Origin of the sequence: Amycolatopsis sp. NBRC 101858, from assembly GCF_030269325.1 — a bacterium.
GTDB lineage: Bacteria > Actinomycetota > Actinomycetes > Mycobacteriales > Pseudonocardiaceae > Amycolatopsis > Amycolatopsis ponsaeliensis.
Genome location: NZ_BSTD01000003.1, coordinates 412,849 through 437,498 on the forward strand (window position 1 = coordinate 412,849; position 24,650 = coordinate 437,498).

The window sequence follows — 24,650 nt, forward strand, 5'->3', positions numbered from 1 at the left end:
ACCGGACGGCTAGCATCGGCCGCGTGACCTACGTTGCGGCTTCCGGCCGATACGAATCGATCCCCTACCGGCGCTGCGGGCGGTCCGGGCTCAAGCTGCCCGCGATCTCGCTCGGGCTGTGGCACAACTTCGGCCACGACAAGCCCCTGCAGACCCAGCGCGACATCACCCGCCGCGCCTTCGACCTCGGCATCACGCACTTCGACCTCGCCAACAACTACGGCCCGCCGTACGGCTCGGCGGAGGAGAACTTCGGGCGGCTGCTGGCCACCGACTTCAAGCCGTACCGCGACGAGCTGGTGATCTCCACCAAGGCGGGCTACGACATGTGGCCCGGCCCGTACGGCGAGTGGGGCTCCCGCAAGTACCTGCTGTCGTCGCTGGACCAGTCGCTGGGCCGCATGGGCCTGGACTACGTCGACATCTTCTACTCCCACCGGTTCGACCCCGAGACGCCGCTGGAGGAGACGGTCGGGGCGCTCGACTCCGCCGTCCGCGCCGGGAAAGCGCTTTACGTCGGGATTTCGTCGTACAACTCGGAGCGGACCGCCGAGGCGGCCAGGCTGCTGCGCGAGCTCGGCACGCCGCTGCTGATCCACCAGCCGTCGTACTCGATGCTGAACCGCTGGATCGAGGAGGACGGGCTGCTCGACGCCCTCGACGAGGCGGGCGCGGGCTGCATCGCGTTCTCGCCGCTGGCGCAGGGGCTGCTGACGGACAAGTACCTGACCGGCGTCCCCGCGGATTCGCGGGCGGCGCAGGGCAAGTCCCTCGACCCGGACACGCTCGACGACGACCGCCTCGGCCGGGTCCGCGCGCTCAACGAGATCGCCGGGCGCCGCGGGCAGTCGCTGGCGCAGCTCGCGCTCGCGTGGGCGTTGCGTGACCACCGCGTCACGTCGGTGCTGATCGGTGCCAGCAGCGTCAAGCAGCTCGAGGACAACGTCGGCGCGCTGGGCAACCTCGACTTCAGCTCGGAGGAGCTGACCGAGATCGACGGCCACGCCACCGACGCGGGCATCAACCTCTGGAAGCGGTCCTCGGACGGCTGACGGCTGACGACGGCGGGGCGCGCACTGCGTCCCGCCGTTTTCCGGCTCGACGTTTGACCAGATTTCGCATTTGGTCATATGATGGCGTCATGCCTCCTGCCGAAGACCGCGCCGAGCGGGCCGAGCGCATCCTCGACGCGGCCGCCGAGCTGCTGCTGCGCGTGGGCTACCGGCGCACGACCATCGAGGACGTCGCCGAGCGCGCGGACGTCGGCAAGGGGACCGTCTACCTGCACTGGAAGAACCGCGAGGAGCTGTTCCTCGCGGTTCTGCTGCGGGAGTCCGTGCGCAGCATCGAGGACCTCGTCCGGGCGGTCGAAGCGGACCCGCTCGCCGCGCGGCTGTCGCGGCTGACCGAGGTCCAGTACACGAACGTGCTGGGGCGCCCGCTGCTGCGCGCGGGGTACGCCGACGACGCCGGCACGCTCGGGAAGCTCCTGCCGAAGCTGCACGCCAAACTCGACCCGCGCCACGACGAGGCGTTCGTCGAGTACCTCGAACTGCTGGCGGGCAACGACTTGCTGCGCACCGACCGGCCGGCCCGGGAGCTCGCCGTCGCCTACCAGGCGGTGCTGCACGGCTTCCTCGTCGGCGTTCCGCCGGCGGAGCCCGCGCTGATCGCCGACACCGTCGCGCACGCCTTCGAGCCGGTCGCCGTCTCGACGATGCGGCTGCGCGAAGTGGCGCCGCGGGTCGTCGCGCTGTTCACCGAATCCGTCGCGCTCGACCGGAAGCAGCTCGAGCGCGCGTACTGAATATCTGGGAGGACACATGCGCACGGGGATCCTGATCGACGAGCTCGGCGTCGGCTTCGACGGCATGACCACACAAGCACGCGAAGCGGCGAAGCTCGGCTACGGCACGCTGTGGCTCGCGCAGCGCGGCGGCTGGGACGCGCTCACGGCGTTGCCCGCACTCGGCGCCGCGGCGCCCGGCGCCGAGCTGGGCACGTGCGTGGTGCCGACGTACCCGCGGCACCCGATCACGATGGCGGCGCAGGCGCTGACCGTCCAGGCCGCGACCGGCGCGCCGGTGCACCTCGGCGTCGGGCTGAGCCACCGGTACATCGTCGAGCGGGAGTTCGGGTACTCCTACGACCGGCCGCTGCGGCACCTGCGCGAGTACCTCGAAGCGCTGAACCCGTTGCTGCGCGGGGAAAAGGCGGACGTCCACGGCGAGACGCTCACCGCGGCGGGCGGCTTGACCACGCCGGGCGCGTCCCGGCCGGCGGTCCTGGTGGGCTCGGTCAGCCCGGGGTCGACGCGCCTGGCGGGCGAGCTGGCCGACGGCGTGATCACGACCTGGGCGGGCCCGCGCGCGATCGGCGAGTTCGTGGTGCCGACGCTCGGTCCCGGCCGGCGGGTCGTCTCGGGCCGGCTGATCTGCGTGACGTCCGAAGTGGACGAACGCCGCGCGTGGGTGGAAGAGAACTACGGCGCGGCGGCGCAGGTCCCGGCGTACCGGTCCATTTTGGACCGCGACGGCTACGCGCGCGCCTCCGACAGCGCGATCGTGGGCGACGAGGAGACCGTGCGCGACAAGGTGAAATCCCTGGAGGATGCGGGCGCGACCGAGCTGCTGGTGATGCCGTTCGGCTCGGTGGCGGAGCAGGCCCGAACGCGCGAACTGCTGGCGGCATGAGCGGGCTCTGGGTCGACGACTTGCGGCCGGCGCCGCCGGGCTGGACGTGGGCGAAGTCGAGCGAGGAGGCGATCGCGCTGCTCAGGGACGGCGAGTTCACGGCAATCTCGCTGGACCACGACCTCGGCGGCGACGACACGACCCGCCCGGTCGTGCTGTGGCTGTGCGAGAACGACCGCTGGCCGCCGGAGGTCGGAGTGCACACGGCGAACCCGGTGGGCCGCGAGTGGCTCACCGGCATGGCGCGGCGGTACGGACCCGGGGTCCGCTGACCGGCACCGCCGACTCCGCCGGGAGTGACTCACCAGCACCAGGTCCCACGCCGCGAGTGACTCACCACCACGCCACGCCGATACGCCCTGGATCAGCCGGCGCCGCGGGCTCGGCGGGCCTGGATCAGGTCCTCGCGAGCCCGGGCGACGCGGGAGCGGACCGTGCCGACCGGGCAGCCGCACACCTCGGCGGCCTCCGCGTACGACAAGCCGAGAACCTGGGTCAGCACCAGGACTTCGCGCCGCTCCGGGTCCAGCCCGTCCAGCAGCAAGCCCAGCTCCACGAGCTCTTCGAAGCCGGCCGCCGGGTCGCGGGTGCGCTCGGCGGCGGCTTCCCAATCCGTGTCCGCGATCTTGGGGCGCGCCCCCGCGGCCCGGATCTGGTCCACCACCACCCGGCGCGCGATCGACAGCAGCCACGTCCGCGACGACGACCGCCCCGCGAAGCGGCGAAGGCTGCCGAACGCGCGGAGGTAGGTCTCCTGCGTCAGGTCGTCGGCCGCGGACGCGTCGGTGAGGTGGGCGAGGAAGCGCCAGACGTCGGCCTGCGTCGCGCGGACCCACTCCTCCAGGGCCCGGCGATCGCCGCGGCCCGCTGCCATCGCCAAGGCCGTGACGCGCTCGTCGTCCTCACCGCGGGTCATGCGAGGAAGATACCGCGGCGCGAAGCGCCTCCGTCGAGGGCGGCGATGGGGAGGAAGGCGGAGTCAGCAGTGACGGCAAACCTCGCGATTCCGCCGTCCGGCTGGTGGGAGACGCGCCGTATAGGGCGTTATACGACCCTCACTCGACCTGCTTGACCGCCCACTCCGCCCACTCGCGCTGCATGGCGGAGAACCGCTTGCCCCACTCCAGGACCAGGCGGCCGTAGAGCGACTGGTTGTCGTCGCCCCAGTCGATCGAGCCCTCCAGCTCGTCCAGCCGCTCTTCGCGCGCCCGCGCCGACTCCCCCATCGACGCGACGTAGCCGCGGGCCTGCGCCGGGGAAACCGAGCCGAGGAAGTACACGCGCAGCAGAGCGGCGCTGCGCGGCGGGCCGCCCGGGTCGACGTCGACCAGCCAGTGCCGCAGCTCCGCGCGGCCGGCCTCGGTGATCTCGTACTCCTTGCGCCCGCGTGGGCCCTCGGCGAGGACGTGGATCATGCCCGCCGTCTCCAGTTTGCCGAGCTCGCCGTAGAGCTGGCTCTGCGTCGCGGGCCAGACGTTGGCCATCGCCCGCTCGAACCGCCTGAGCAGGTCGTAGCCGCTTCCGGGCTCGTCGGCCAGCATGCCGAGCACCGCGTGTCGAAGGCTCATGTGCCCCATCATGACATTCCACTATTGACATGTCTATCCAGGAGCTTCTAGTTTCGACATGTCACAGCTGGAACGTCCGGGGGAGACCGGCATGAACTACCTGAAGAGCTTCCTTCCGTGGATCGCGTTCGCCGTGGTCGCGACGCAGTTCGACTGGCGCTGGTCCGGCCTGACCGGGCTGGTCATCTCGGCCGCGCTCCTCGTGCTCGCCCGCCGCGAAGGCCGCCAGAACGACGCCCTCATCATCGAGTGGAGCGCGCTCGCCTTCTTCGCCCTGCTCACGGCGACGGCGTTCGCTTTCCCGGCGTCGCCGCTCAAGACCTACACCGGCGCGCTCACCGACGCCTGGCTGGCGCTGACCGCCTGGGGCTCGCTCGCCATCGGCAAGCCGTTCACCCTCGGCATCGCCCGCACGATGACGCCGCCGGAGCTCTGGGGCAACCCCGTCTTCAAGCGCGTCAACGTGGTCATCACGCTCGTGTGGGCCGCGAGCTTCACCGTCACCGGCCTCGCCGGCATCGCGCTGCTGAACTTCGCTCCGCACGCGACCGCCGCCTTGATCACGCTCAAGGTCCTCGGCTTCGCCGTGCCCGTCGCCTTCACCATCCGCTACCCGCGCATCGTGCGCGCCCGAGCCGAAAAGGCCGCCTGACATGACCACCAGCGACTTCCACCTGAGCGGGGTCTACGCCCCCGTCCACGACGAGCTGACGGCGTTCGACCTCCCCGTCACCGGCGCCCTGCCGCCCGAGCTGACCGGCTGGTACCTGCGCAACGGCCCGAACCCGCGTGAGGACAGCAAGCACTGGTTCACCGGCGACGGCATGGTCCACGGCGTCCGGCTCGAAAACGGCCGGGCCGCCTGGTACCGCAACCGGTGGGTGCGCACCGACAGCTTCGACGACCCGGATCTCGAGCTGTACAACGAAGACGGCACGCGCAACCTCCACGCCAGCGTCGCGAACACGCACGTGGTGAACCACGCCGGCCGCACGCTCGCGCTCGTCGAATCCTCGCTGCCGTACGAGATCACGACCGACCTGGACACCGTCGGCGCCTACGACTTCGACGGCGAGCTGGCCGACTCGATGACCGCGCACCCGAAGATCTGCCCGACGACCGGGGAGCTGCACTTCTTCGGCTACGGCAGCATCACCGCGCCGCACGTGAGCTACTACCGCGCCGACGCCGCCGGCAAGCTCGTCGTCAAGCAGCCCATCGACGTCCCGGGGCTGACGATGATGCACGACTTCGCGCTCACCGCGGAGCACGCCGTCTTCTACGACCTCCCGGTGGTGTTCGACCACGCGTCGGTCGGCCGGGGCATGCCCTACCGCTGGGACGCGGGCTACGGCGCCCGGCTCGGCGTGCTGCGCCGCGACCGGCCCGAGGCCGGCGTGCGCTGGCTGGAGATCGAGCCCTGTTATGTCTTCCACACGCTCAACGCCTTCGACACCCGGGACGGCCGGATCGTCGTGCACGTCCTGCGCTACGACCACCAGTGGCAGGCGGGCCACGACGACCCGCCGGCGTTCCTGTACCGGTGGACGATCGATCCCGTCGCCGGGACGGTGACCGAGGACCGGCTCGACGACCGACCGGGCGAGTTCCCCCGCATCGACGACCGGCTCGCCGGGTCCGACGCGCGCTTCGGGCACGTCACCGGCCACGACGTCCTGCGCCGGTACGACCTGCACGCGGAGACCAGCAGCGAGCACGTCTTCGGCGAAGGACGCGTCCCCGGCGAAGCGGTGTTCGTCCCGGCGGAGCACGGCGAAGGCTGGCTGCTGACCTACGTCTACGACTCGGCCGAGGACCGCAGCGACCTCGTCGTGCTCGACGCCGGGGACGTCGCCGCCGCGCCGGTCGCCACGGTCCACCTGCCGCAGCGCGTTCCCGCGGGCTTCCACGGGAACTGGCTGCCGGACGCGTGACGCGTCAGGCGAACTTCGTCTTCGGCCGCTCCTGCCGGACGCCGTCGACGAAGACGTCGACCTTCTCGTCGAGGAACGCCACCAGGCCCGCAGCGCGCTCGCTCTCCGGCAGCGGCGTCGGGTAGCTCCACGCGAGGTCGTCGTGCCCGGCGACGTCGAAGTGGTCGGCGGCGCCCTTGTACGGGCAGTGCGTCACGGTGTCGATCTTCTCGAGCAGGTCCATCCGGACGTCCACGCGGGGCAGGTAGTAGCGGGTCGGCAGGCCGGTCTCGAAGAGCAGGTGCGGCCGCACGGTGTCGGCGACCGTGACGCCGTCGACCTCGATCCGCACGTGGCGCGAGCTCGGCAGGATGTCGACGCGGACGCCGGGGTCGCGCGGGTGCGTGAAGATCTGTTCGTCCTCTTCGAACCAGTCGAAGGCGCCGAACTCGAAGCGGACGTGGTCCCGGAGCTCCTCGATGGGCGAATCCGGGTATTCCAGCGCGGCGTCCACCGCCTCCGCTCCGCCACCCTTTATCGTCGACAGAACACCTTCTCCGCGGCTGGGCGAGTGCGACGTCCGGCCGGAGGGGGCGAGAACGCCGCCGGCGACGTCCGCGCGCGGGAAGTAGTAGGTCGGGTAGTAAGGAACTTCCCACACCAGAAGGGGGTGCACCGTGTCCGCGACGACCTGGCCGCCGAGGAACACGCGTACCCGCTTCGCGCCTTGTGCCACGCGGACCCGGCCGCGTACCGGAGTGCTCATGCCCCGGTCAACGGGTCCCGAAGCGAGCGTATTCCGGCGAAACCGGGGCTCGGGCGGCTAGCGTGGCAGGAAGCAAGCGGATGACAGGAGGCGGGCACGGGTGGCCGGCGTAGATGCTCCAACGGTCGGGACCCCCGCCGGGATGCGCAAGATCAACCAGCGGGCGGTGCTCGACCTGCTGCGCCGCAGCGGACCGGCGACCCGGCCGCAGGTGGCGAAGGACACCGGGCTGTCGAAGCCGACGGTGAGCCAGGCGCTGCTCGCGCTGGAGGCCGCCGGGCTGGCGCGCCCGACCGGGCACACCTCGACCGGCACCGGGCGCTCGGCCGTGCTGTACGAGGCCGACCCGACCGCGGGGTACGTGCTGGGCGTCGACATCGGGCGCGAGCACCTGCGCGTCGCGGTGTCGGACCTCGGCCGCACGATCGTGGCGCGCCGCGACGAGCGCAACACGGCGCGTTCCGGCGCCGCGCTGGTCACGGCGGTCGGCAAGATCGCGGCTTCGGCCGTCGCGGAGGCGCGGCTGTCGCAGGCCGACATCGTTGTCCGCGTCGTCGGCTCCCCCGGCGTCGCCGACCCGGAGAAGCGCTGCTTCCGGCACGCGCCGAACCTGCCGGGCTGGGGCCGCGCGGGGCTGATCGATGACCTCGAGGCGGCGCTGGGCCCGGACCTGATGGTGGAGAACGACGCGAACCTGACCGCGGTCGGCGAGGGCGAGAGCGGCGCCGCGCGCGGGGCGTCGGTGTTCGGCTGCATCACGATCGGCACGGGCGTCGGCATGGGCATGATGGTCGACGGCCGGGTGTTCCGCGGCGCGACGGGCGCGGCGGGCGAGATCGGCTACCTGCCGTACGGCCGCACCCGGTCGTCCCTGGAAGACGGCGCCCCGCCCGCGCGCGGGCACCTCGAGGAGGCGACGGCGGCCCAGTCGGTGGTCCGCGGCGCCCGCGAACTCGGCCTGGGCACGGCGAAGTCGGCCCGCGAGGTGTTCCGGCTGGCCCGCGAAGGCGACGAGCTGGCCCGGCGCGCTCTCGAAGCCGAGGCGGACCGGCTGGCGTACACGGTGGCCTCGGTGGCGGCGGTGATCGACCCGGAGCTGATCGTCCTGGGCGGCGGCATGGGCACGGCGGCGGACCTGCTGCTGGAGCCGCTGGACCGCGCGCTGCGGGCGTTCACGCCGTTGGTCCCGAAGGTGGTCCAGGGCGAACTGGGCGAGGACGCGGTCCTGGCGGGGGCGATCAGCGTGGGGCTGCGGGCGGCGCAGGGGCTGGTCTTCGACCGCCGCGTGGGTGCCGCTTAGTGGACTCGCCCGGGCGCGAGCTCCGGCTGCCGCTCGACGAAGCCGTCGAGGTGCTCTGCGACCTGAACGAGTTCGTCGTTTCACTGGACCGCATCGGCTCCCGGCAAGCCGGCGGCGCCGCCGATGACGAGACGATGGGCCGGTTCGTCGCCGACTGGGACCTCGCCGGGCGGCTGGCCCGCGCCCGCCGCCGGCGCCGCCTCAGGCCGCGCGCCAGGCTTCGCCGCCGGTCGACACTCGCCACGGGGTCAGCTTCAACACCGTGATCTTCGGGTCGCGGTGGTCCTCGCCGCCCAGGATCTTCGGGTTGTAGCCCAGGGGCTCCGGGGTCGAGGCGAACAGGTCCCACAAGAACCTGCGCGTCTCCTCGTCGTCCGTGAACTCCGCTCGGCACTCCGCCACCGCCACCTCGTGCAGCGGGTCCCAGTACGAGCACGACACGTACGGCGTCGCCGCCAGGTGCGCCAGCTTCAGCGGTGTCGGGCGGGTGAACAGCCACCCCGTCAAGCCGTCGGGGCCGAGTTCCCAGATCGGGTGGACCACCCGCGACCGCGGCCGGCCCCGGCCGTCGACGGTCACCAGCGTGCACCACACGATCCGGTGCGCGACACGGACGAACGCTCCGGCCAGCTCGGCCGGCACTCTGCTAGATTCCACAACCATGGTTGTGCATCCTAGCCCGGACGGCCTCGATCTGTCACTCACCGCCCTCTTCGCGGGCTGGGCGATGACCGACGAGGTGCAGCGGCGGCTCACCGGCCAAGGCTTCGGCGACCTGCGCTTCAACGACGGCGTCGTGATCCAGCACGTCCTGGCCGCGCCGCTGTCCATCACCGCGCTCGCCGACCGGATGGGCGTCACGCAGCAGGCCGCGTCGAAGGCCGTCGCCGATCTCGAACGCCGGGGGTTGCTGAAGCGTGCGCCCGACCCCGAAGACGCGCGCACCAAGCTGCTGCACCTCACCGAGCACGCGCACGACGCCGTCGCAGCCACCCGGACCCTGCGGGCAGACCTTCAGGACGAACTCGAGACGGAGTTCGGCGCCGGACGCGTCGAAGACGCCCGTGCCTTGCTGGCGGCGGTCATCGGCCGCTTCGGCGGCGGTGACGCGATCCGCGCCCGGCGCGTCCGGCCGCCCCGCTGATTACCTGGCACGTAATCGACGGCGACGCACGCGAAGCCGACCATGAACGCCATGGACCAGAACCGCATGATCGTCGTCGACTGCCTGGAAAACCTGTTCGTGCACAAGGACTTCGACGCCGCGAAGGCCGCGCTGCACCCCGACTTCGTCACCCACAGCCCCGGCCTGCCCAACGGCCGCGACGCGTTCGCCGACGCCGTGAAAAACTCGCCGTTGGCCGGCGCCACCGCCGAGATCAAGCACATCGCCGCCGAGCACGACCTCGTCATGGTGCACCTGCACGTCGCCGGCACGGCCATCGTCGACATCCTGCGCGTCGAGGACGGCCTGCTCGTCGAGCACTGGGACGTCAAGCAGCCCGCGTGATCACACAGGTCCCCGACGCCGTCGCCAGCAGCTTGCCGTCGGCGTCGCGGATCTCCCCCTCGGCGAACGCGATCCGCGAGCCCTCCTTCACCACGCGCCCGGTCGCGCGGATCTCGCCGCGGCCCGCGTGGATGGCGCGCAGGTAGCTCACCTTCAGCTCCACCGACGAGTAGCCGACGCCGGCCGGCAGCGTCGTGTGCACCGCGCAGCCGACCACCGAGTCCAGCAGCGTCGCCGCGACCCCGCCGTGGACCATCCCGATCGGGTTGTACAGCGACTCGTCGGGTTCGGCGACGGCGACGACCTCGCCGTGGCCGATGTGCTCCCAGCGCAGCCCGAAGTGCGCGGCGATCGGGGGCCCGGGCAGCGTGCCGTCGGCAATGGCCGTCATGTAGTCGAACCCGGACATCGACGCGCCGAGCCGGGCGGTCGGCAGCGGGTCCTGCCAGGTGATGGTCTTCGAGCGGGTCTGCGCCCCGGCGGCCACGTCGGTCATCTCGGCTCCTCGATTATGACAACTGTCTTAATCGCAGCCTCGCCCGCGCACCCGCCCGCGTCAAGCGCGGCGTGACCCAGGCCACCGGAGGTCCCGGCCCGGGTGGAATCATCTCGGGGTGGACAACGACGCCGGCCGCAAGCTCATCGACCCCGAACGGGTGGCCGCCGCGGTCGACGGGCTGGGCGACCGCGCCGTCATCGACGAGTGGGCCCAGCGGTTCTCCGTGGTCGCCGACCCGTCCCGGCTGGCGCTGCTCGTCTCGATCCACTACGCCCGCGAAATCAGCGTCACCGACCTCGCCGCCGTCACCGGCATGACCGACACCGCGGTTTCCCAAGCTCTGCGGCTGCTGCGCGCGCACGGGCTCGTGACCACGCAGCGCACCGGACGCGTGGTGCGTTACCGGCTCGCGGACGCGACCGTGCACGAACTCATCCACCGCGTGCGGCCACACCCGGCACAGCCAGTGACCGACGAGGACCGGTAGCGTGCGGGCATGACGGGATTGCCCGAGAACATCACCGCCTGCCTGTTCGACCTCGATGGAGTGCTTACCGGTACGGCCGTTCTGCACAGCGAAGCCTGGAAACGGACTTTCGACGAGTTTCTGCGCGCCCGCGACGGAGCCGGCTTCCACGAGTTCACCGCCCAGGACTACGCGACCTATGTGGACGGTCGGCCGCGCGCCGACGGCGTCCGCGAATTCCTGCGCTCGCGCGGGATCGACCTGCCGGAAGGCACTCCCGACGACGCCCCGGACGCCCCGACCGTGAACGGGGTCGGCAACCGCAAGAACGAGCTGGTCCTGAAGATCATCGACGAACGCGGGGTGAACCCTTACCCCGGCTCGATTCGCTACCTCGAGGCAGTCAAGGCCGCGGGCCTGCGGATCGCCGTCGTGACGTCGTCGGCGAACGGCGCGAAGGTGCTCGACGCCGGTGACCTCAGCAAGTACGTCGAAGCCCGCGTCGACGGCCTGACCATCCGCGAGCGGAACCTCAAGGGCAAGCCCGCGCCGGACTCGTTCCTGGCCGGCGCCGCGGAACTCGGCGTCGAACCCGCGCACGCGGCCGTGTTCGAGGACGCCCAGTCCGGCGTGCAGGCCGGGAAGGCAGGCAACTTCGGCTACGTCGTCGGCGTGAACCGCGCCGACCAGGCCGACCAGCTCCGGGCCCACGGGGCCGACATCGTCGTCGACGACCTCGCCGACCTCCTGGAGGATTGAATGACCGAAGAAGAACCCCGCGGCTACGAGTGTTCGCCGTGGGAGCTGCGCTGGCGCGGCATGGACGTCGACGCCCTGCAGCGCACCGAGTCGGCGTTCGCCGTGTCGAACGGGCACATCGGGCTGCGCGGCACGCTCGAGGAAGCCGAGCCGCGCGGCCTGCCCGGCACCTACCTCAACGGCTTCTACGAGCAGCACGAGCTTCCCTACGCCGAAGCGGGCTACGGCTACCCCGAAGAGGGCCAGACCGTCGTCAACGTCACCGACGGCAAGATCATCCGGCTGCTCGTCGAGGACGAGCCGCTCGACATGCGCTACGGCGCCGCCACCAAGCACGACCGGGTGCTCGACTTCCGCAAGGGCACGCTGTGCCGCAGCACCGAATGGTCGTCGCCGACCGGGCGGCGGGTCCGCGTGCGCACCGAGCGGCTGGTGTCGTTCACCCAGCGCGCGGTCGCCGCGATCCGGTACGAGGTCGAACCGCTCGACGAGGACCTGCAGCTGGTCGTCCAGTCCGACCTGCTGGCCAACGAGCCCATCGAGTCCGACACCAGTGACCCGCGGGTGGCCGCCGCGCTGAACTCCCCGCTGGTCGGCGAGTTCCACCGCGCGTCCGACTACAACGCCGTGCTGGTGCACCAGACCCGCCGGTCCGGGCTGCGGATGGCCGCGGCGATGGACCACAAGATCGAGGTGGACGACGGGATCCGCGCCCGCATCCACTCCGAGGAGGACCTCGCGCGGCTCACGGTCGCGGTCGACGTGCCGAAGGGTGGGCGGCTGCGGATCACCAAGTTCCTCGCCTACGGCTGGTCGGCGCAACGCTCGGTGCCCGCGCTGCGGTCGCAGGTCGAGGCCGCGCTCGCGGGCGCGCGCCAGACCGGCTGGAAGGGCCTGGTCACCGAGCAGCGCCAGTTCCTCGACGACTTCTGGGCGACCTCGGACATCGAGATCGAGGGCGATCCCGAGCTGCAGCAAGCGGTGCGCTTCGCGCTGTTCCACCTCCTGCAGGCCGGGGCCCGCGGCGAAAGCCGCGCGATCGCGGGCAAGGGGCTGACCGGCCCGGGCTACGACGGGCACGCCTTCTGGGACACCGAGTCGTTCGTCCTGCCGGTGCTGACGTACACGATGCCGGACGCGGCGCGCGACGCCCTCCGCTGGCGGCACTCCACAATGGACAAAGCGCGGGAACGCGCGCACCAGCTGGGGTTGCGCGGCGCGGCGTTCCCGTGGCGCTCGATCAACGGCGCCGAGTGCTCGGCGTACTGGCCGGCGGGCACGGCGGCGTTCCACGTCAGCGCGGACATCGCCGACGCCGTGGTGCGCTACCTCAACGCGACCGGCGACGACGAGTTCGAGCGCGACTACGGCACCGAGCTGATGCTGGAAACCGCGCGGCTGTGGGCGTCGCTGGGCCACCACGACCGGCACGGCGCGTTCCGCATCGACGGCGTCACCGGGCCGGACGAGTATTCCGCGGTGGCGGACAACAACGTCTACACGAACCTGATGGCGAAGCGGAACCTGCTGGCGGCGGCGGAGTCGTGCGAGCGCCAGCCGGACGTGGCGGCGCGGTTCGGCGTCGACACGGTCGAGCTGGACTCGTGGCGCGCGGCCGCCGCGGCGATGTACCTGCCCTACGACGAAGAACTCGGCGTGCACCCGCAGTCGGAGGGTTTCCTCGACCACGACGAGTGGGACTACGAGAACACGGATCTCGCGCACTACCCGCTGCTGCTGCACTTCCCGTACTTCGACCTGTACCGCAAGCAGGTCGTGAAGCAGGCGGACCTGGTGCTGGCGCTCTACCTGTGCGGCGACTCGTTCAGCCCGGAGGAGAAGGCCCGCAACTTCGCCTACTACGAAGCGAGGACCGTGCGCGACTCCTCGCTCTCGGCGGGGACGCAGGCGGTGGTCGCGGCCGAGGTCGGGCACCTCGAGCTGGCCTACGACTACCTCGCCGAGGCCGCGCTGACCGACCTGCACGACGTGCACAACAACGTGCGCAACGGCCTGCACATGGCGTCACTGGCCGGGGCGTGGCAGGGCGCCGTGGCCGGCTTCGGCGGCCTGCGCGACCACGGTTCGACGATGGCGTTCGCGCCGCGGCTGCCGCCGCAGCTGGACCGGATCACCTTCCGGCTGATGTTCCGCGGCACCCGGTTCCAGGTGGAGATCGACCGCGACCAGGCGACCTACCACGTGCTGGACGGCGAGCCGCTGGAAGTGCTGCACCACGGCGAGCGCGTCACGGTCACCGCCGAGCCGCAGCGGTTCGCGATCCCGAAGATCGACGCGGGTGACCCGCCGGGCCAGCCCCCGGGCCGCGCCCCCATGCGGCGCGACTCGGAGAAGGTGCGTCAGTACGCGGATCCGACCAACCCGGTCACCCTGGAAGGTCGCTGACGGCATCACGCCCGGGTGGGGCCGGAATCTCTTCGGTCCCGCCCGGGTTGACGTCCGGGTCCGGCGCGGTCGGGACGTCGTGCGTCAGCTGACCGGGAGTCGGGAGCTTCGGGAGCTCGTCGTCCTCGTCGTCGCGGGCGTGGCTGTGCTGCTGCTGGCTCATACCTTCCGGAATACCCGGTTTTCCCGGCCACGGCCAGGGGTCAGGCCGCCACGACCTTGGACCCCGCCTTTTCCCGCGCCTTGTCCTGCAAGGTCAGCAGCAGGCCGTCGCGGGTCGACCAGGGGCAGATCGCGACCTTGCCACCCGCGACCGTCAGCAGTGCTTCCGCCACGATCGCGCCCGCCAGCGCCTGGTGGGCGCGGCTGCGGGAGATGCCCGGCAGCTTGGCCCGCTTGGACGGCGGCAGCGCGGCGAGCCGCGGGATCCAGGCGCGCAGGTCGTCGAGGCGCAGCTCCTTGCACTTGGTCGGGCGGGCGCCCGCCAGCCGCGCTAGCTGCTGCAGCACCTTCGAACACCCGATGACGCGCGGGTCGTCGACGTCCGCGGCGCCCAGGGTCGTGGTGACGACGTCGAGCGCGTGCGCGCGCAAGGCCTTGACCTGCTTGGTCGACACGCGCTCGCCCGGCAGCCAGTCGCGGGTCATCGACCGCGCGCCCAGCGGCAGCGACCGCGCGAACGTCGCCCGGTCGCCGCGGCCCGCGGCCAGCTCGACCGTGCCGCCGCCGATGTCGAGCACCAGCAGCGGCCCGGCCTCCGCGCCGTACCAGCGGCGGGCGGCCAGGTAGGTCAGTTCGGCTTCCCGGCGGCCGGAGAGGAACCGCAGCTCGACGCCGGTTTCGCCGGCGACGTGCCGGACGACGTCGGCCGCGTTGGCGGCGTCGCGGATCGAGGACGTCGCGAGCGGGTAGATGTGGCTGACGCCGTGGCGGTAGGCGGTGGTCATGCCCGCGGCGACGGCGGCCGTGACGGCGGCGATGCCGCGGGCGGAGAGCCGGCCGCGGTCGTCGAGCTCGCGGTCGAGGCGCAGCCGCGTCTGGTGGTTCAGCAGCGGCTCGCGGGGCGAACCGCCCACCGGGACCACCACCAAGCGGGCGCTGAACGAGCCGACGTCCAGCACGCCCACCGCGGGCTCTTCGATTTTTCGCACGGCTCGGCGCACCTCGCTTCCGGACGAGTGGATATCCCCAGTTCGACAGGTCGAAACACGCAATACTGCCCGAAATCGCCGCGGTTCGCCGGGAATTGTCGGCTTTCCCTCCTCCGGACGTGCTTTATTGACGCGCAGGTCACAGGCCGATAACCCGATCGAGTGAATCGCAGCACTCCTGGACACGATTCGGTAACGCCCACTCTTCGCGTCCCGACTTACCGGCGTGCGGCAGGGGAACGTGGGAGAGCGCCACTCGACGCTCGTGCGGCCGGCCGCCGCCGTGCTCGCGGTGGTGGCCGGGCTCGGGTGCGTCCTGCTCGGCGTCACGACGGTGCTCAGCCCGGGCGCTCCCGGGGTGACCGCGGGCCGTCCGGCGACCGTCGCTGCCGGTGTCCTGCCGGCCGCGCTGGTGATCCCCGACCTGGGCCTCGCGCTCGGCCACCTGGTCGACCTCGGCCACGTCGGCGGCCGCCGGGAACAGCCCGGCACGGCGCCGGGCGTCGGCTGGTTCGCCGACGGCCCCGCCCCCGGTGCCCCGGGCGTCGCCGTGCTGTCCGGGCACGCCGGCTTCGGGTACTCCAGCGGCTCGTTCGCCCGCCTCGACACGCTGAAGCCGGGCGCCCCGGTCGTCGTGCGCGACGACGAGGGCCGCGAAGCCCGTTTCCAGGTTCGCCGGACGGCGACGTTCCCCGCGGACGAACCGGACAGCACGCTCGTCGCCCCGGAGGGGCCGGGCCCCGAGCTGCGCCTGATCACCAGCGACGGGACCCACGACTTCGCCGGGATCGACTCCCCGCGGATCGCCGTCTACGCGGTCCCGGTCTGACGCCCGTCCGGGCTCAGGCGAGCAGCTCCCGCAGCTGGGCCACGGCCGCGACCCGCGCCTCGCGGCCGGGCAGCATCGGGTTGACGACCAGCGTCGTCGCCCCCGCCTCCTTGAGCGCCGCCAGCCGCTCCTTGACGTACCCGGCCGGGCCGACCAGCGAGATCGAGCGCAGCAGCTCGATCGGCACCGCGGCCGCGGCCTCCTCCTTCTTGCCGTCGAGGTAGAGGTCCTGGATCAGCTTCGCCTCGGCCTCGTAGCCGTAGCGGCAGGCGAGGTCGTTGTAGAAGTTCTTGCCGCGCGCGCCCATCCCGCCGACGTAGAGCGCGACCAGCGGGCGCAGGTGGTCGAGCAGCGGCTCGACGTCGTCGCCGATGGCCAGCGCGGCGCTGACGAACACGTCGAGCTCGCCCAGCGCCGGGTCGCGCTTGGCCTTGCCCGCGGCCAGGGACTCGCCCCAGACGTCGGCGGCCTTCTCCGGGTGGAAGAAGATCGGCTGCCAGCCCTCGGCGATCTCGGCGGTGAGCGCGACGTTCTTCGGCCCGAGCGAGGCCAGCAGCACCGGGATGCGCTCGCGCACCGGGTGGTTGATCAGCTTGAGCGGCTTGCCGAGGCCGGTGCCCTGCTCCGGCGGCAGCGGGATCGTGTAGTGCTTGCCGTCGTGGACGACGCGCTCGCGCCGCCACACCTGGCGGCAGATCTCGACGATCTCGCGGGTGCGGGCCAGCGGCGCGTCGTACTTCACGCCGTGGAAGCCCTCGATGACCTGCGGACCGGAGGCGCCGAGCCCGAGGATGAACCGCCCGTCGGAGACGAAGTCGAGCCCGGCCGCGGTCATCGCGGTGAGGGTCGGGGTGCGGGTGTAGATCTGGAAGATGCCCGAGGCGAGCTGGACGCGTTCGGTCTTCGCGGCCAGGTAGCCGAGCTGGCTGACGGCGTCGAAGGAGTAGGCCTCGGGAACGAAGGCGACGTCGAGCCCCACCTTCTCGAGTTCGACGATGTCCGCGACGCTGTCGGCGAAGCCTCCGGCGTAGTTGATCGCGGTCCCGATCCGCATGTCCACCTCCGTTGCTGAGCAAGCGCTTAGTCGCGGATCCTAACGGGACCGGCCACGCCGCGCGCCCGCGATGTGCGCGCCGCCACTCACCGGCCGGTCAAGGTGCGGACCACCAGCTCCGCCGACGCCCCGGCCCCGAGCGTCGTGCCGGCGTAGCGGACGTCGGCGGCGAGCGTGCCGGCCGGCGGCTCGTCGCGGACCGTGAGCCACACCGTGACCATCAGCAGCCAGCGGACGACCAGGTAGACGAACAGCAGCACGCCGACCAGCGTGCCGAACGCCGCGACCGCGGGTGACCGGCCGAGCAGGTGCAGGTACAGCCCGCCGGCCTGCTGCAGCGCCGCGAGCCCGACGGCGGCGGCTCCGGCCGGGCGCAGCGTCGAGCGCAGCGGCAGTGCCCGGCGCGGCAGGCGGGCCAGGCACCAGGCGATGACCAGCCAGTTCGCCGCGAGGCCGAGCAGCAATGAGCCCGCGACGAGGAGGAAGTGCGGGAACCCGCCGGTCAGGCCGGTCAGGCCGAGGACCCAGGTGCCGGCCGCGCCGGTGAGCGCCGCCAGCCCGAACGACACGGCCATCGCGAGCCCGACCCCGATCAGCGCGAGGACGTCCGCGGCGATCCCGCGCAGCAGCGGCCGGGTGGCCCGCTCCTGGCCGAGCATCGAGGTGACGGCGTCGCGGACGTTGCTGATCCAGCTCCAGCCCGAGTACGCGGCGACGGTCAGCGCGAGCACGCCGATCCGGCCGCGTTCGCCCACGACGGTGTGCACGACGTCGTTGACGCGCGTGGCGATCTCGGGTGGGAGCGCGCCGTCGATGACGCGGTCGAGCTCGGTCGCGAGCAGCTGGTCGCCGGCCAGGACGAACCCGGCCACCGAGACGGCGACCATGACCAGCGGGACCAGCGCGAGCAGGCTGAAGAAGGTGACCGCGGCCGCGTAGTGGTCACCGTCGCGTTCGCGGTACCGGGCCAGGGTCGCCCCCGCCCGCCGGACCCCCTTGCCCACGACGGCTTTCCCCGCTCCACGTCCCACCGGCCGACCCTCTCATCCGCGCGTGTCCTCCGCAGTCCGACCCGGCGGCGGGGAAAACGTCACGCGCGATCACGGGCGGATCTCGCGTGATCCGGTCCGCAATTTCGCGAGTTCCGGTTCCGATCACGAAAGGTACGGTTTCGATCACGCGAGTTCCGGGTTTCGGATAGGCGGGTGTTCAGCCGGGGACCACCGTGCCGCGGACGTCGCCGAAGCCGATGCGGGTGCCGGCCGGGCCGGGGGCCGTCGCGCTGATCACGACCTCGTCACCGTCCTCCAGGAACGTTCGCTGCTCACCGCCGGGGAGGTCCAGCGGCTCGCGGCCGCCCCAGGACAGCTCCAGGAGCGAGCCGCGCTGGTCGCGGTCCGGGCCCGTCACCGTGCCCGAGGCGTACAGGTCGCCCGTGCGCAGGCTCGCGCCGTTGACCGTCAGGTGCGCCAGCTGCTGCGGCGCCGTCCAGTACTGCGTCGCGAAGGGCGGGCTCGACACGAGGTGGCCGTTGAGCCGGACCTCGATCGCCAGGTCCAGCCCCCACTTCTCGCCGGTGCGCAGGTACTCGAACGGCTCCGGGTCCTGCGGCGGGCCGTCGACCCGCGCGTGCTCCAGCGCCGCGAGGGGGACGATCCACGGCGACACCGACGTCGCGAACGACTTGCCGAGGAACGGGCCCAGCGGCTGCGACTCCCAGGCCTGGATGTCGCGGGCCGACCAGTCGTTGACCAGGCAGACGCCGAAGACGTGGTCCGCGAAGTCCTCAGTGGACACTCGCGTGCCGGGCGTGGACGGGACGCCGACGACGAACCCCACCTCCGCCTCGATGTCCAGCCTCTGCGACGGGCCGAACGACGGAGCGTCGGCGTTGCGCGGCTTGCGTTGCCCGTGCGGGCGGACGACCGGCGTGCCCGACGCGACGACCGTGCCCGCCCGGCCGTGGTAGCCGATCGGGACGTGCTTCCAGTTCGGCGGCAGCTCCGCGGCGTCGGGCCGGAAGATCCGGCCGGCGTTGAGGGCGTGCTGCTCGCTGGAGTAGAAGTCGACGTAGTCGGCGACCTCGAAGGCGAGGTGCGTGGTCACCTCGCTCAGCGGGACGAGGTGCGGGCGCAGCGACTCGGCGTACCGGGGTTCGGTCAGCCAGGTCCGGACGCTCTCCCGGACCTCCCGCCAGGTGTCGGGCCCGGCGGCCAGCAGCGGGTTGAGGACGCCGTCGGTGAGCAGCGGCGCGAAGGCTGCAGCGGTCTCGGCGGCCGCGGCGGTCAGGTCCAGGACCTGCTCGCCGACGGGCACGCCGACCCGCCGCTCCTGCGCGCCACCGACGGAGAAGACGCCGTAGGGCAGGTTGTCCAGGCCGAACGGGGTATCGTCGGCGAGGTCGAGCCAGGTCACGTCTGCTGCTCCTCGTCATCCGGGCCGGGCCGGGTCGCCTGACGCGTGATCGTGGGGCCGACACGCGTGATTGCCGGGTCGACACGCGTGATCAGCGGGTCGACACGGTGTTTTCCGCCGGTGGTCACTCCTTGGCTCCCTGGGAGCGGGCCGCCACCCAGGTGGCCACCACGTCCGCCAGGACCGGGAGGGGCAGGGTTCCGCTGCCCAGCACCGTGTCGTGGAACTCGCGGATGTCGAACCGGTCGCCCAGCGCCTGCTCGGCTTCGGCGCGCAGGCGCTCGATCTCCAGGCGGCCCACCATGTAGCCGAGCGCCTGCCCGGGGTGGCCCGCGTAGCGGTCGATCTCCGCCTCGATCTCGATCTGCGCCATCGGCGTGTTCTCCACCAGGAAGTCCACCGCCCGCTGCCGGCTCCAGCCCAGCGCGTGCAACCCCGTGTCGACGACCAGCCGCGCGGCCCGCATCGAGTCCTGCGTCAGCAGGCCGAGGCGCGACACGTCGTCGGAGTACAGGCCCATCTCGTCGGCCAGCCGCTCCGCGTACAACCCCCAGCCTTCGGCGTAGGCGTTGAACATCGCGATCCGCCGCAGCAGCGGGACGCCGGTGAGCTGCTGCGCGAGCGTCAGCTGGAAGTGGTGCCCCGGCACGGCTTCGTGGAACGCCACCGACTCGCCCAGCGTCCGCTGCCGCTGGTCCGCCTCGTGCGTGTTGGCGTAGTACGTGCCCGGGCGCGAACCGTCGAGCGACGGGTCGATGTAGTACGCGATCGAGCCGCTCGCGGCCTCCGCGGCGGGCACCGGCGCGACCTCGCACTTCTGCTCCGGCACGCGCAAGAACCATTGCGGCGCCACGGCTTCCGCCCGCGAGATCGTCTGCCGGGCGGCGTGCAGGAGCTCGTCGCCGTCGCGCCAGCGCAACGCCGGGTCCGTGCGGATCCGCTCGAAGATCTGCGCGAGATCGGTGGTGCCGAACACCTTCTGCCCCAGCTCGCGGTACTCCCCCGCCAGCCGCTCGATGATCGCCAGGCCGGTGTCGTGCAGGTCCTGGGCCGTGCGCTCGGTCGTCGTCTCCGCGCGGATCAGCGCCGCGTAGCGCTCCGGCCCGCCGGGCAGGTCGCCGATGCCCGGTGACGTCTCCGGCCGCGCGACCGGGACCACTTCGCCGGCCAGGAAGTCGCGATAGCGCGCGTACGCCGGGTACACGACTTCGGTCAGCAAGCGGTCGCGCTCGGCCTCGAGCCCGTGGACCGGCACCTTCAGCGGATCGGCTTCCGGAGCCGCCAGGTAGCGCTCGACGTACCCGACACCGATGCGCGCCAGGAACTCCGGCGGCGTGCGGCCTTCGGCGAGCGCCGCCCGCTGCCGCTCGATCACCTGGTCCAGGTACGGGCCGATCGCGCCGAGCCGGGCGAGGTAGCCGCGGGCCTTGGCCTCGTCGTCGAGCACCGTCTGCGGCAGCTCCATCAGCAGTTCCAGCGCCGGCGCGGCGAGCCCGTCGCTCACCGCGATGTCGGCGCGGCCCGAATCCAGCAGGTCGATCTGGGTGCGTGCCTGCCAGATCACGACGTCCCGCGTCACGCGCTCGGCGGGCGAGAGCGCCGCCGCGTCGAGTGCTTCGGCCCGCGTGATCAAGCCGGCGAACCCGGCGCGCTGCCGGGCGCCCGCCTCGGCGGACTGGTCGGCGAGCCGGTCGTGCGTGCCGGGGAGACCGTAGAGCGACGGCAGCAGCGGCTGCGCCTCGAACATCAGCGCCAGGCACTCGTCCGCGAGCGAGTCCGGGGTGTCGGTCCGGCTCGCGACCCAGTCGGTGACGACCTTGGCCAGCGCCGGCAGCGGCAGCATGCCGTGGCCCAGCACGACTTCGTGGAAGTCCCGGATGTCGAAGCGGTCGCCGAGCGCCGCCTCGGCCTCGGCGCGCAGCCGCTGGATCTCCAGCCGCCCCACCATGTACCCGAGAGCCTGGGCCGGCCAGCCGGCGTACCGGTCGATCTCCGCCTCGATCTCCATCCGCGCCATCGGCGTGTGGTCGACGAGGAAGTCGATCGCCCGCTGCCGGCTCCAGCCCAGGGCGTGCATCCCGGTGTCGACGACCAGCCGGCCCGCCCGCATCGAGTCCTGCGTCAGCATGCCCAGCCGCGCGACGTCGTCGGAGTACAGGCCCATCTCGTCGGCGAGCCGCTCGGCGTAGAGCCCCCAGCCTTCCGCGTAGGCGTTGAACATGCCGATCCGCCGCAGCAGCGGCAGGTCCTTGAGCTCCTGGGCCAGGCTGAGCTGGAAGTGGTGGCCCGGCACGGCTTCGTGGAACGCGATCGCCTCGCTGGTGAACCGCGGCCGCTTGTCGGCTTCGTGGGTGTTGGCGTAGTAGGTGCCCGGCCGCGAACCGTCGAGCGACGGCTGCAGGTAGTAGGCGATCGTGCCGCTCGCCGCGTCGGCCTCGGGCACCGGCGCGACCTCGCACTTCTCCGCCGGGATGCGCGAGAACCACTGCGGCGCCACGGCTTCCGCGCGGGCGATGGCGTCCCGGGCCGCGGACAGCAGCTCCTCGCCGTCACGCCAGCGCAACGCCGGATCGGTGCGCAGGCGCTCGAAAATCTCAGCGAGATCGGTGGTGCCGAACACCTTCTGCCCCAGCTCGCGGTACTCCGCCCCGAGCTGCTCGATGATCGCCAGGCCGGTGTCGTGCAGGTCCTGGGCCGTGCGCTCGGTCGTCGTCTCCGCGCGGATCAGCGCGGCGTACCGCTCCGCCCCGTCCGGCACGTGGCCGATGCCGGGCGCGGTGTCGGGCCGGCCGACCGGCTCGACCTCGGTGCGCAGGAAGTCGCGGTAGCGGGCGTAAGCCGGGTGGACGACCTCGGCGAGCAGCCGGTCGCGCTCGGCTTCGAAGCCTTCGACGGCCGCCGTCGTGCCCACCTTCAGCGGGTCGCTGTCCGGCGCGGCGAGGTAACGCTCGATGTACTCCACGCCCACGCGGGCGAGGTATGCCGCCGGCACAAGCCCGTCGGCCAGGCTCGCCCGCTGCCGCTCGGTCAGCTCCTCGAGGAACGTGCCGATCGCGCCGAGCCGGGCGAGGTAGCCGCGGGCCTTCTTCTCGTCGTCGAGCTGGTAGTACGGCAGGTACAGCAGCAGTCCCAGCGCGGGCGCGGTCAGCCCGTCGCTGACCGCGATGTCGGCGCTGCGGGCCCCGAGCCGGTCGGCCTCGACCTCGGCGGAGGCGACGACGACTTCGCGCGTCACGGCCTCTTCCGCGGACAGGCTGTCGGCGGGCAGTGCCCGGGCGCGGGCGGCCAGGTCGCGGAACGCGGCGAGGTACCGCTCCTGCGCGGCCCGGGTCTGGTCGGCGAGCCGGTCGTGGTCGGCGGGCAGGCCGAAGACCGACGGGTACAGCGGCTCCTGTTCGAAGGTCAGCTCGACGAGCTCGGCGGCCAGGCCGTTGGCCGTGTCGCCGTGCCCGGCCACCCAGTCGTCGACGGCGGAGGCGAGCGCCGACAGCGGCAGCGCGCCGCCGGCGAGCACGAGGTCGTGGAACGCGCGGATGTCGAACCGGGACCCGAGCCGCTCCTCGGCGCCGGTGCGGATCCGCTGGATCTCCAGGCGCCCCACCATGTACGCGAGCGCCTGGCCCGGCCACGCGATGTAGCGGTCGATCTCGGACTCGACCTCGACGCGCGCCTCCGGCGTGTGCTCCAGCAGGTAGTCCACGGCCTGCTGCCGGCTCCAGCCCAGCGCGTGCAGGCCGGTGTCGACGACCAGCCGGGCCGCCCGCATCGAGTCGCCGGTCAGCATGCCGAGCCGCGCGACGTCGTCGGAGTAGAGGCCCATCTCGTCGGCGAGGCGCTCGCTGTAGAGCCCCCAGCCCTCGGTGTAGGCGGTGAAGTTGCCGATGCGGCGCAACAGCGGCAGCTCGGTCAGCCCCTGGGCGATGCTGAGCTGGAAGTGGTGCCCGGGCACGGCCTCGTGGAACGCGGTCGACTCGGCCGTGTGCCGGAACCGCTCGCCCGCTTCGTGGGTGTTCGCGAAGTAGATGCCGGGCCGGGAGCCGTCGGCGGCCGGGCGCAGGTAGTACGCGGCGGGCGCGCCGGGCGCCGTCTCCGCCGGGACCGGCTCGACCGCGCACTGCTCCGCGGGGACCCGGCCGAACCACTTCGGGGCCTCGGCGGCGGCCCGGGCGACGGCCGTGCGCGCGGTGTCCAGGAGCTCGTCACCACTGCTCCAGCGCAGGGCCGGGTCGGTGCGCAGGCGCTCGAAGATCTCGGCCAGGTCGTCGGTGCCGAACACCTTCTGCCCCAGCTCGCGGTACTCGGCGGCGAGGGAGTCGATGACGTCGAGGCCGATCCGGTGCAGCTCTTCCGGGCTGCGGTCGGTGGTCGTGTGCACCTTCGCGAGCCGCGCGTACGCCTCTTCGCCGCCGGGCAGCCACTTCAGGCCCGGCCGGTCGGCGGGACGCCCGTGCGGCTGCACCTCGGTGACGAGGAATGCGCGGTACTCGGCGAAGGCCGGGCGGACGACGTCGGCCAGCAGCTCGTCGCGCCGGCGGCCGAACTCCTCGTCCGGCGCCGGCTGGCGGCGCAGCGGGTCCGCGTCCGGGGCGGCGAGGTAGCGGTCGAGGTGCGCGATCGCGGCCTCGACCAGGTGCGCCACCGGGACGAGCCCGTCGGCGATGCCCTCGGCGTGCCGCCGCGCGGCCTGGCGCAGGTACTCCGGGACCGCGGCCAGGCGCCCGAGCTGGGCCTCCGCGGCCTCGCCCGCCGTCACGGTCGTCATCGGCAGCGCCATGAGCAGCGAGGCCGCGGGCGCGACCATGATGTCGGTGACCGTGTAGTCGGCCATCCGGCTGTCGATCGACGCGACGCGGTCTTCGGCCGTGGCGATCAGGACCTCGCGGGTGACCCGGTCTTCGGCGGACAGCCCGTCGGCGGGCAGCGCGCGGGCCCGCTCGGCGAACTCCGCGAGCCGGGCCCGGTGCGCCTGCTCGGCCCCGGCGGACAGGTCCGGCAGGCCGGGCTCGGCCGGGCGGACACCTAGCAGCGCGGGCGTCAGCGGATCGGCGGCGAACAGCGCTTCGACGAACTCGTCCGCGAGTTCGGTGACCGCGGTCATGGCAGGACCCCCAGCGTCGGTGATGTGCTCCAGGCCGACCCTACTGTGCCGTTCGTTTCCGATCCGACCACAGCCACGGCCGGATGGATTTCGTGGCAATGGCACGTACCGCTCGAGGGGCCGGCCTACCTTTGGCCGGATCGGAAACGGAGATCACCGACAAGAACGCCGCGCTGTTCGCCGGGGGCGGACCACCTCGGCGCGGCCGCTCCGGCGAGACGGT

The 24,650-nt window shown here is 72.4% G+C and carries 26 protein-coding genes; 14 read left to right on the forward strand and 12 right to left on the reverse strand.

Annotated features, from left to right (window positions below; genetic code table 11):
* Positions 1 to 23: 23 nt before the first annotated feature.
* The 4 genes from mgrA (at position 24) to QSK39_RS25365 (ending at position 2,965) form a co-directional block, all read left to right on the forward strand.
* Positions 24 to 1,052 carry an L-glyceraldehyde 3-phosphate reductase gene (gene mgrA, locus QSK39_RS25350; protein ID WP_285480324.1) on the forward strand — a complete coding sequence of 343 codons (1,029 nt, stop codon included), beginning with the start codon at positions 24 to 26 and terminating at the stop codon, positions 1,050 to 1,052.
* An 89-nt stretch (positions 1,053 to 1,141) separates the two neighbouring features.
* Positions 1,142 to 1,807, forward strand: coding sequence for a TetR/AcrR family transcriptional regulator (locus QSK39_RS25355; protein ID WP_285480325.1), 666 nt, complete (start codon positions 1,142 to 1,144; stop codon positions 1,805 to 1,807).
* A gap of 16 nt (positions 1,808 to 1,823) precedes the next feature.
* Positions 1,824 to 2,693: a TIGR03564 family F420-dependent LLM class oxidoreductase gene (locus QSK39_RS25360; RefSeq protein WP_285480326.1), complete on the forward strand. Its 870-nt coding sequence runs from the start codon at positions 1,824 to 1,826 to the stop codon at positions 2,691 to 2,693.
* Entirely contained in the window at positions 2,690 to 2,965 is a 276-nt protein-coding gene (locus QSK39_RS25365; RefSeq protein WP_285480327.1) for a cyclic-phosphate processing receiver domain-containing protein, read from the forward strand. The genes QSK39_RS25360 and QSK39_RS25365 overlap by 4 nt, the downstream gene beginning before the upstream one ends.
* Before the next feature lie 92 nt (positions 2,966 to 3,057).
* Here the strand turns inward: QSK39_RS25365 and sigC are convergent, their stop codons facing one another.
* Positions 3,058 to 3,609: an RNA polymerase sigma factor SigC gene (gene sigC / locus QSK39_RS25370; protein ID WP_285480328.1), complete on the reverse strand. Its 552-nt coding sequence runs from the start codon at positions 3,607 to 3,609 to the stop codon at positions 3,058 to 3,060.
* A 139-nt stretch (positions 3,610 to 3,748) separates the two neighbouring features.
* Positions 3,749 to 4,261 (reverse strand): PadR family transcriptional regulator, encoded by a 513-nt coding sequence (locus QSK39_RS25375; protein WP_285480329.1) that lies wholly within the window; start codon positions 4,259 to 4,261, stop codon positions 3,749 to 3,751.
* A 58-nt stretch (positions 4,262 to 4,319) separates the two neighbouring features.
* Between QSK39_RS25375 and QSK39_RS25380 the strand changes: the two genes are divergently transcribed.
* Positions 4,320 to 4,913, forward strand: coding sequence for a hypothetical protein (locus QSK39_RS25380; RefSeq protein ID WP_285480330.1), 594 nt, complete (start codon positions 4,320 to 4,322; stop codon positions 4,911 to 4,913).
* 1 nt (position 4,914) lies between these two features.
* A complete protein-coding gene (locus QSK39_RS25385) occupies positions 4,915 to 6,195 on the forward strand; it encodes a carotenoid oxygenase family protein (RefSeq protein ID WP_285480331.1) in 1,281 nt (426 codons plus the stop codon).
* A gap of 4 nt (positions 6,196 to 6,199) precedes the next feature.
* On the opposite strand, the gene QSK39_RS25390 is transcribed toward QSK39_RS25385, so the two are convergent.
* The gene (locus tag QSK39_RS25390; protein ID WP_285480332.1) at positions 6,200 to 6,940 is read right to left on the reverse strand and encodes a DUF427 domain-containing protein; all 741 of its coding nucleotides are present in this window, start codon (positions 6,938 to 6,940) and stop codon (positions 6,200 to 6,202) included.
* A 142-nt stretch (positions 6,941 to 7,082) separates the two neighbouring features.
* Here QSK39_RS25390 and QSK39_RS25395 point away from each other — a divergent pair, with 142 nt between their 5' ends.
* Entirely contained in the window at positions 7,083 to 8,240 is a 1,158-nt protein-coding gene (locus tag QSK39_RS25395) for an ROK family protein (RefSeq protein ID WP_502873306.1), read from the forward strand.
* Positions 8,240 to 8,506 (forward strand): hypothetical protein, encoded by a 267-nt coding sequence (locus tag QSK39_RS25400; RefSeq protein WP_285480334.1) that lies wholly within the window; start codon positions 8,240 to 8,242, stop codon positions 8,504 to 8,506. The genes QSK39_RS25395 and QSK39_RS25400 overlap by 1 nt, the downstream gene beginning before the upstream one ends.
* Here QSK39_RS25400 and QSK39_RS25405 read toward each other — a convergent pair.
* Positions 8,442 to 8,903, reverse strand: a complete 462-nt coding sequence (locus QSK39_RS25405; RefSeq protein WP_285480335.1) for a pyridoxamine 5'-phosphate oxidase family protein — start codon at positions 8,901 to 8,903, stop codon at positions 8,442 to 8,444. The two genes, QSK39_RS25400 and QSK39_RS25405, sit on opposite strands and share 65 nt — an antisense overlap.
* Between QSK39_RS25405 and QSK39_RS25410 the strand changes: the two genes are divergently transcribed.
* Complete coding sequence (locus QSK39_RS25410; protein ID WP_285480336.1) at positions 8,902 to 9,384, forward strand: MarR family winged helix-turn-helix transcriptional regulator; 483 nt, start codon at positions 8,902 to 8,904, stop codon at positions 9,382 to 9,384. The genes QSK39_RS25405 and QSK39_RS25410 overlap by 2 nt on opposite strands.
* Before the next feature lie 51 nt (positions 9,385 to 9,435).
* Positions 9,436 to 9,750 carry a nuclear transport factor 2 family protein gene (locus tag QSK39_RS25415; protein ID WP_285480337.1) on the forward strand — a complete coding sequence of 105 codons (315 nt, stop codon included), beginning with the start codon at positions 9,436 to 9,438 and terminating at the stop codon, positions 9,748 to 9,750.
* Here QSK39_RS25415 and QSK39_RS25420 read toward each other — a convergent pair.
* Complete coding sequence (locus tag QSK39_RS25420) at positions 9,734 to 10,246, reverse strand: PaaI family thioesterase (RefSeq protein ID WP_285480338.1); 513 nt, start codon at positions 10,244 to 10,246, stop codon at positions 9,734 to 9,736. The two genes, QSK39_RS25415 and QSK39_RS25420, sit on opposite strands and share 17 nt — an antisense overlap.
* Positions 10,247 to 10,364: 118 nt before the next feature.
* On the opposite strand from QSK39_RS25420, the gene QSK39_RS25425 reads away from it, so the two are divergent.
* The 3 genes from QSK39_RS25425 to QSK39_RS25435 are packed head-to-tail and all read left to right on the forward strand — an operon-like array spanning position 10,365 to position 13,880.
* Positions 10,365 to 10,736: an ArsR/SmtB family transcription factor gene (locus tag QSK39_RS25425; RefSeq protein WP_285480339.1), complete on the forward strand. Its 372-nt coding sequence runs from the start codon at positions 10,365 to 10,367 to the stop codon at positions 10,734 to 10,736.
* A 9-nt stretch (positions 10,737 to 10,745) separates the two neighbouring features.
* Positions 10,746 to 11,474 (forward strand): HAD family hydrolase, encoded by a 729-nt coding sequence (locus QSK39_RS25430; RefSeq protein ID WP_285480340.1) that lies wholly within the window; start codon positions 10,746 to 10,748, stop codon positions 11,472 to 11,474.
* Positions 11,475 to 13,880, forward strand: coding sequence for a glycoside hydrolase family 65 protein (locus QSK39_RS25435; RefSeq protein ID WP_285480341.1), 2,406 nt, complete (start codon positions 11,475 to 11,477; stop codon positions 13,878 to 13,880).
* Here the strand turns inward: QSK39_RS25435 and QSK39_RS25440 are convergent.
* Together QSK39_RS25440 and QSK39_RS25445 are read right to left on the reverse strand one after the other, a co-directional pair.
* Positions 13,861 to 14,043: a hypothetical protein gene (locus QSK39_RS25440; protein WP_285480342.1), complete on the reverse strand. Its 183-nt coding sequence runs from the start codon at positions 14,041 to 14,043 to the stop codon at positions 13,861 to 13,863. The genes QSK39_RS25435 and QSK39_RS25440 overlap by 20 nt on opposite strands.
* Positions 14,044 to 14,083: 40 nt before the next feature.
* Positions 14,084 to 15,031 carry a Ppx/GppA phosphatase family protein gene (locus QSK39_RS25445; protein WP_285480343.1) on the reverse strand — a complete coding sequence of 316 codons (948 nt, stop codon included), beginning with the start codon at positions 15,029 to 15,031 and terminating at the stop codon, positions 14,084 to 14,086.
* A 241-nt stretch (positions 15,032 to 15,272) separates the two neighbouring features.
* On the opposite strand from QSK39_RS25445, the gene QSK39_RS25450 reads away from it, so the two are divergent.
* Positions 15,273 to 15,860 carry a class F sortase gene (locus QSK39_RS25450; RefSeq protein WP_285480344.1) on the forward strand — a complete coding sequence of 196 codons (588 nt, stop codon included), beginning with the start codon at positions 15,273 to 15,275 and terminating at the stop codon, positions 15,858 to 15,860.
* A gap of 13 nt (positions 15,861 to 15,873) precedes the next feature.
* On the opposite strand, the gene QSK39_RS25455 is transcribed toward QSK39_RS25450, so the two are convergent.
* From QSK39_RS25455 to QSK39_RS25475, 5 genes are all read right to left on the reverse strand, one after another.
* On the reverse strand, positions 15,874 to 16,914 hold the full coding sequence (locus tag QSK39_RS25455; RefSeq protein ID WP_285480345.1) for an LLM class F420-dependent oxidoreductase: 1,041 nt from the start codon (positions 16,912 to 16,914) through the stop codon (positions 15,874 to 15,876).
* 86 nt (positions 16,915 to 17,000) lie between these two features.
* On the reverse strand, positions 17,001 to 17,918 hold the full coding sequence (locus tag QSK39_RS25460) for a YhjD/YihY/BrkB family envelope integrity protein (RefSeq protein WP_285480346.1): 918 nt from the start codon (positions 17,916 to 17,918) through the stop codon (positions 17,001 to 17,003).
* A gap of 205 nt (positions 17,919 to 18,123) precedes the next feature.
* Positions 18,124 to 19,329, reverse strand: coding sequence for a fumarylacetoacetase (gene fahA, locus QSK39_RS25465; RefSeq protein ID WP_285480347.1), 1,206 nt, complete (start codon positions 19,327 to 19,329; stop codon positions 18,124 to 18,126).
* Positions 19,326 to 19,457, reverse strand: coding sequence for a hypothetical protein (locus QSK39_RS25470; RefSeq protein ID WP_285480348.1), 132 nt, complete (start codon positions 19,455 to 19,457; stop codon positions 19,326 to 19,328). The genes fahA and QSK39_RS25470 overlap by 4 nt, the downstream gene beginning before the upstream one ends.
* Entirely contained in the window at positions 19,454 to 24,427 is a 4,974-nt protein-coding gene (locus QSK39_RS25475) for a DUF885 domain-containing protein (protein ID WP_285480349.1), read from the reverse strand. The genes QSK39_RS25470 and QSK39_RS25475 overlap by 4 nt, the downstream gene beginning before the upstream one ends.
* Positions 24,428 to 24,650: the final 223 nt, after the last annotated feature.

Excerpts from the sequence above, each read along its gene's own strand:
- QSK39_RS25355 (WP_285480325.1), top strand. The coding sequence starts at position 1,142 with ATGCCTCCTGCCGAAGACCGCGCCGAGCGGGCCGAGCGCATCCTCGAC.
- QSK39_RS25360 (WP_285480326.1), top strand. The coding sequence starts at position 1,824 with ATGCGCACGGGGATCCTGATCGACGAGCTCGGCGTCGGCTTCGACGGC.
- QSK39_RS25365 (WP_285480327.1), top strand. The coding sequence starts at position 2,690 with ATGAGCGGGCTCTGGGTCGACGACTTGCGGCCGGCGCCGCCGGGCTGG.
- sigC (WP_285480328.1), bottom strand. The coding sequence starts at position 3,609 with ATGACCCGCGGTGAGGACGACGAGCGCGTCACGGCCTTGGCGATGGCA.
- QSK39_RS25375 (WP_285480329.1), bottom strand. The coding sequence starts at position 4,261 with ATGAGCCTTCGACACGCGGTGCTCGGCATGCTGGCCGACGAGCCCGGA.
- QSK39_RS25380 (WP_285480330.1), top strand. The coding sequence starts at position 4,320 with ATGTCACAGCTGGAACGTCCGGGGGAGACCGGCATGAACTACCTGAAG.
- QSK39_RS25385 (WP_285480331.1), top strand. The coding sequence starts at position 4,915 with ATGACCACCAGCGACTTCCACCTGAGCGGGGTCTACGCCCCCGTCCAC.
- QSK39_RS25390 (WP_285480332.1), bottom strand. The coding sequence starts at position 6,940 with ATGAGCACTCCGGTACGCGGCCGGGTCCGCGTGGCACAAGGCGCGAAG.
- QSK39_RS25395 (WP_502873306.1), top strand. The coding sequence starts at position 7,083 with ATGCGCAAGATCAACCAGCGGGCGGTGCTCGACCTGCTGCGCCGCAGC.
- QSK39_RS25410 (WP_285480336.1), top strand. The coding sequence starts at position 8,902 with ATGGTTGTGCATCCTAGCCCGGACGGCCTCGATCTGTCACTCACCGCC.
- QSK39_RS25405 (WP_285480335.1), bottom strand. The coding sequence starts at position 8,903 with ATGGTTGTGGAATCTAGCAGAGTGCCGGCCGAGCTGGCCGGAGCGTTC.
- QSK39_RS25415 (WP_285480337.1), top strand. The coding sequence starts at position 9,436 with ATGGACCAGAACCGCATGATCGTCGTCGACTGCCTGGAAAACCTGTTC.
- QSK39_RS25420 (WP_285480338.1), bottom strand. The coding sequence starts at position 10,246 with ATGACCGACGTGGCCGCCGGGGCGCAGACCCGCTCGAAGACCATCACC.
- QSK39_RS25430 (WP_285480340.1), top strand. The coding sequence starts at position 10,746 with ATGACGGGATTGCCCGAGAACATCACCGCCTGCCTGTTCGACCTCGAT.
- QSK39_RS25435 (WP_285480341.1), top strand. The coding sequence starts at position 11,475 with ATGACCGAAGAAGAACCCCGCGGCTACGAGTGTTCGCCGTGGGAGCTG.
- QSK39_RS25440 (WP_285480342.1), bottom strand. The coding sequence starts at position 14,043 with ATGAGCCAGCAGCAGCACAGCCACGCCCGCGACGACGAGGACGACGAG.
- QSK39_RS25455 (WP_285480345.1), bottom strand. The coding sequence starts at position 16,914 with ATGCGGATCGGGACCGCGATCAACTACGCCGGAGGCTTCGCCGACAGC.
- QSK39_RS25475 (WP_285480349.1), bottom strand. The coding sequence starts at position 24,427 with ATGACCGCGGTCACCGAACTCGCGGACGAGTTCGTCGAAGCGCTGTTC.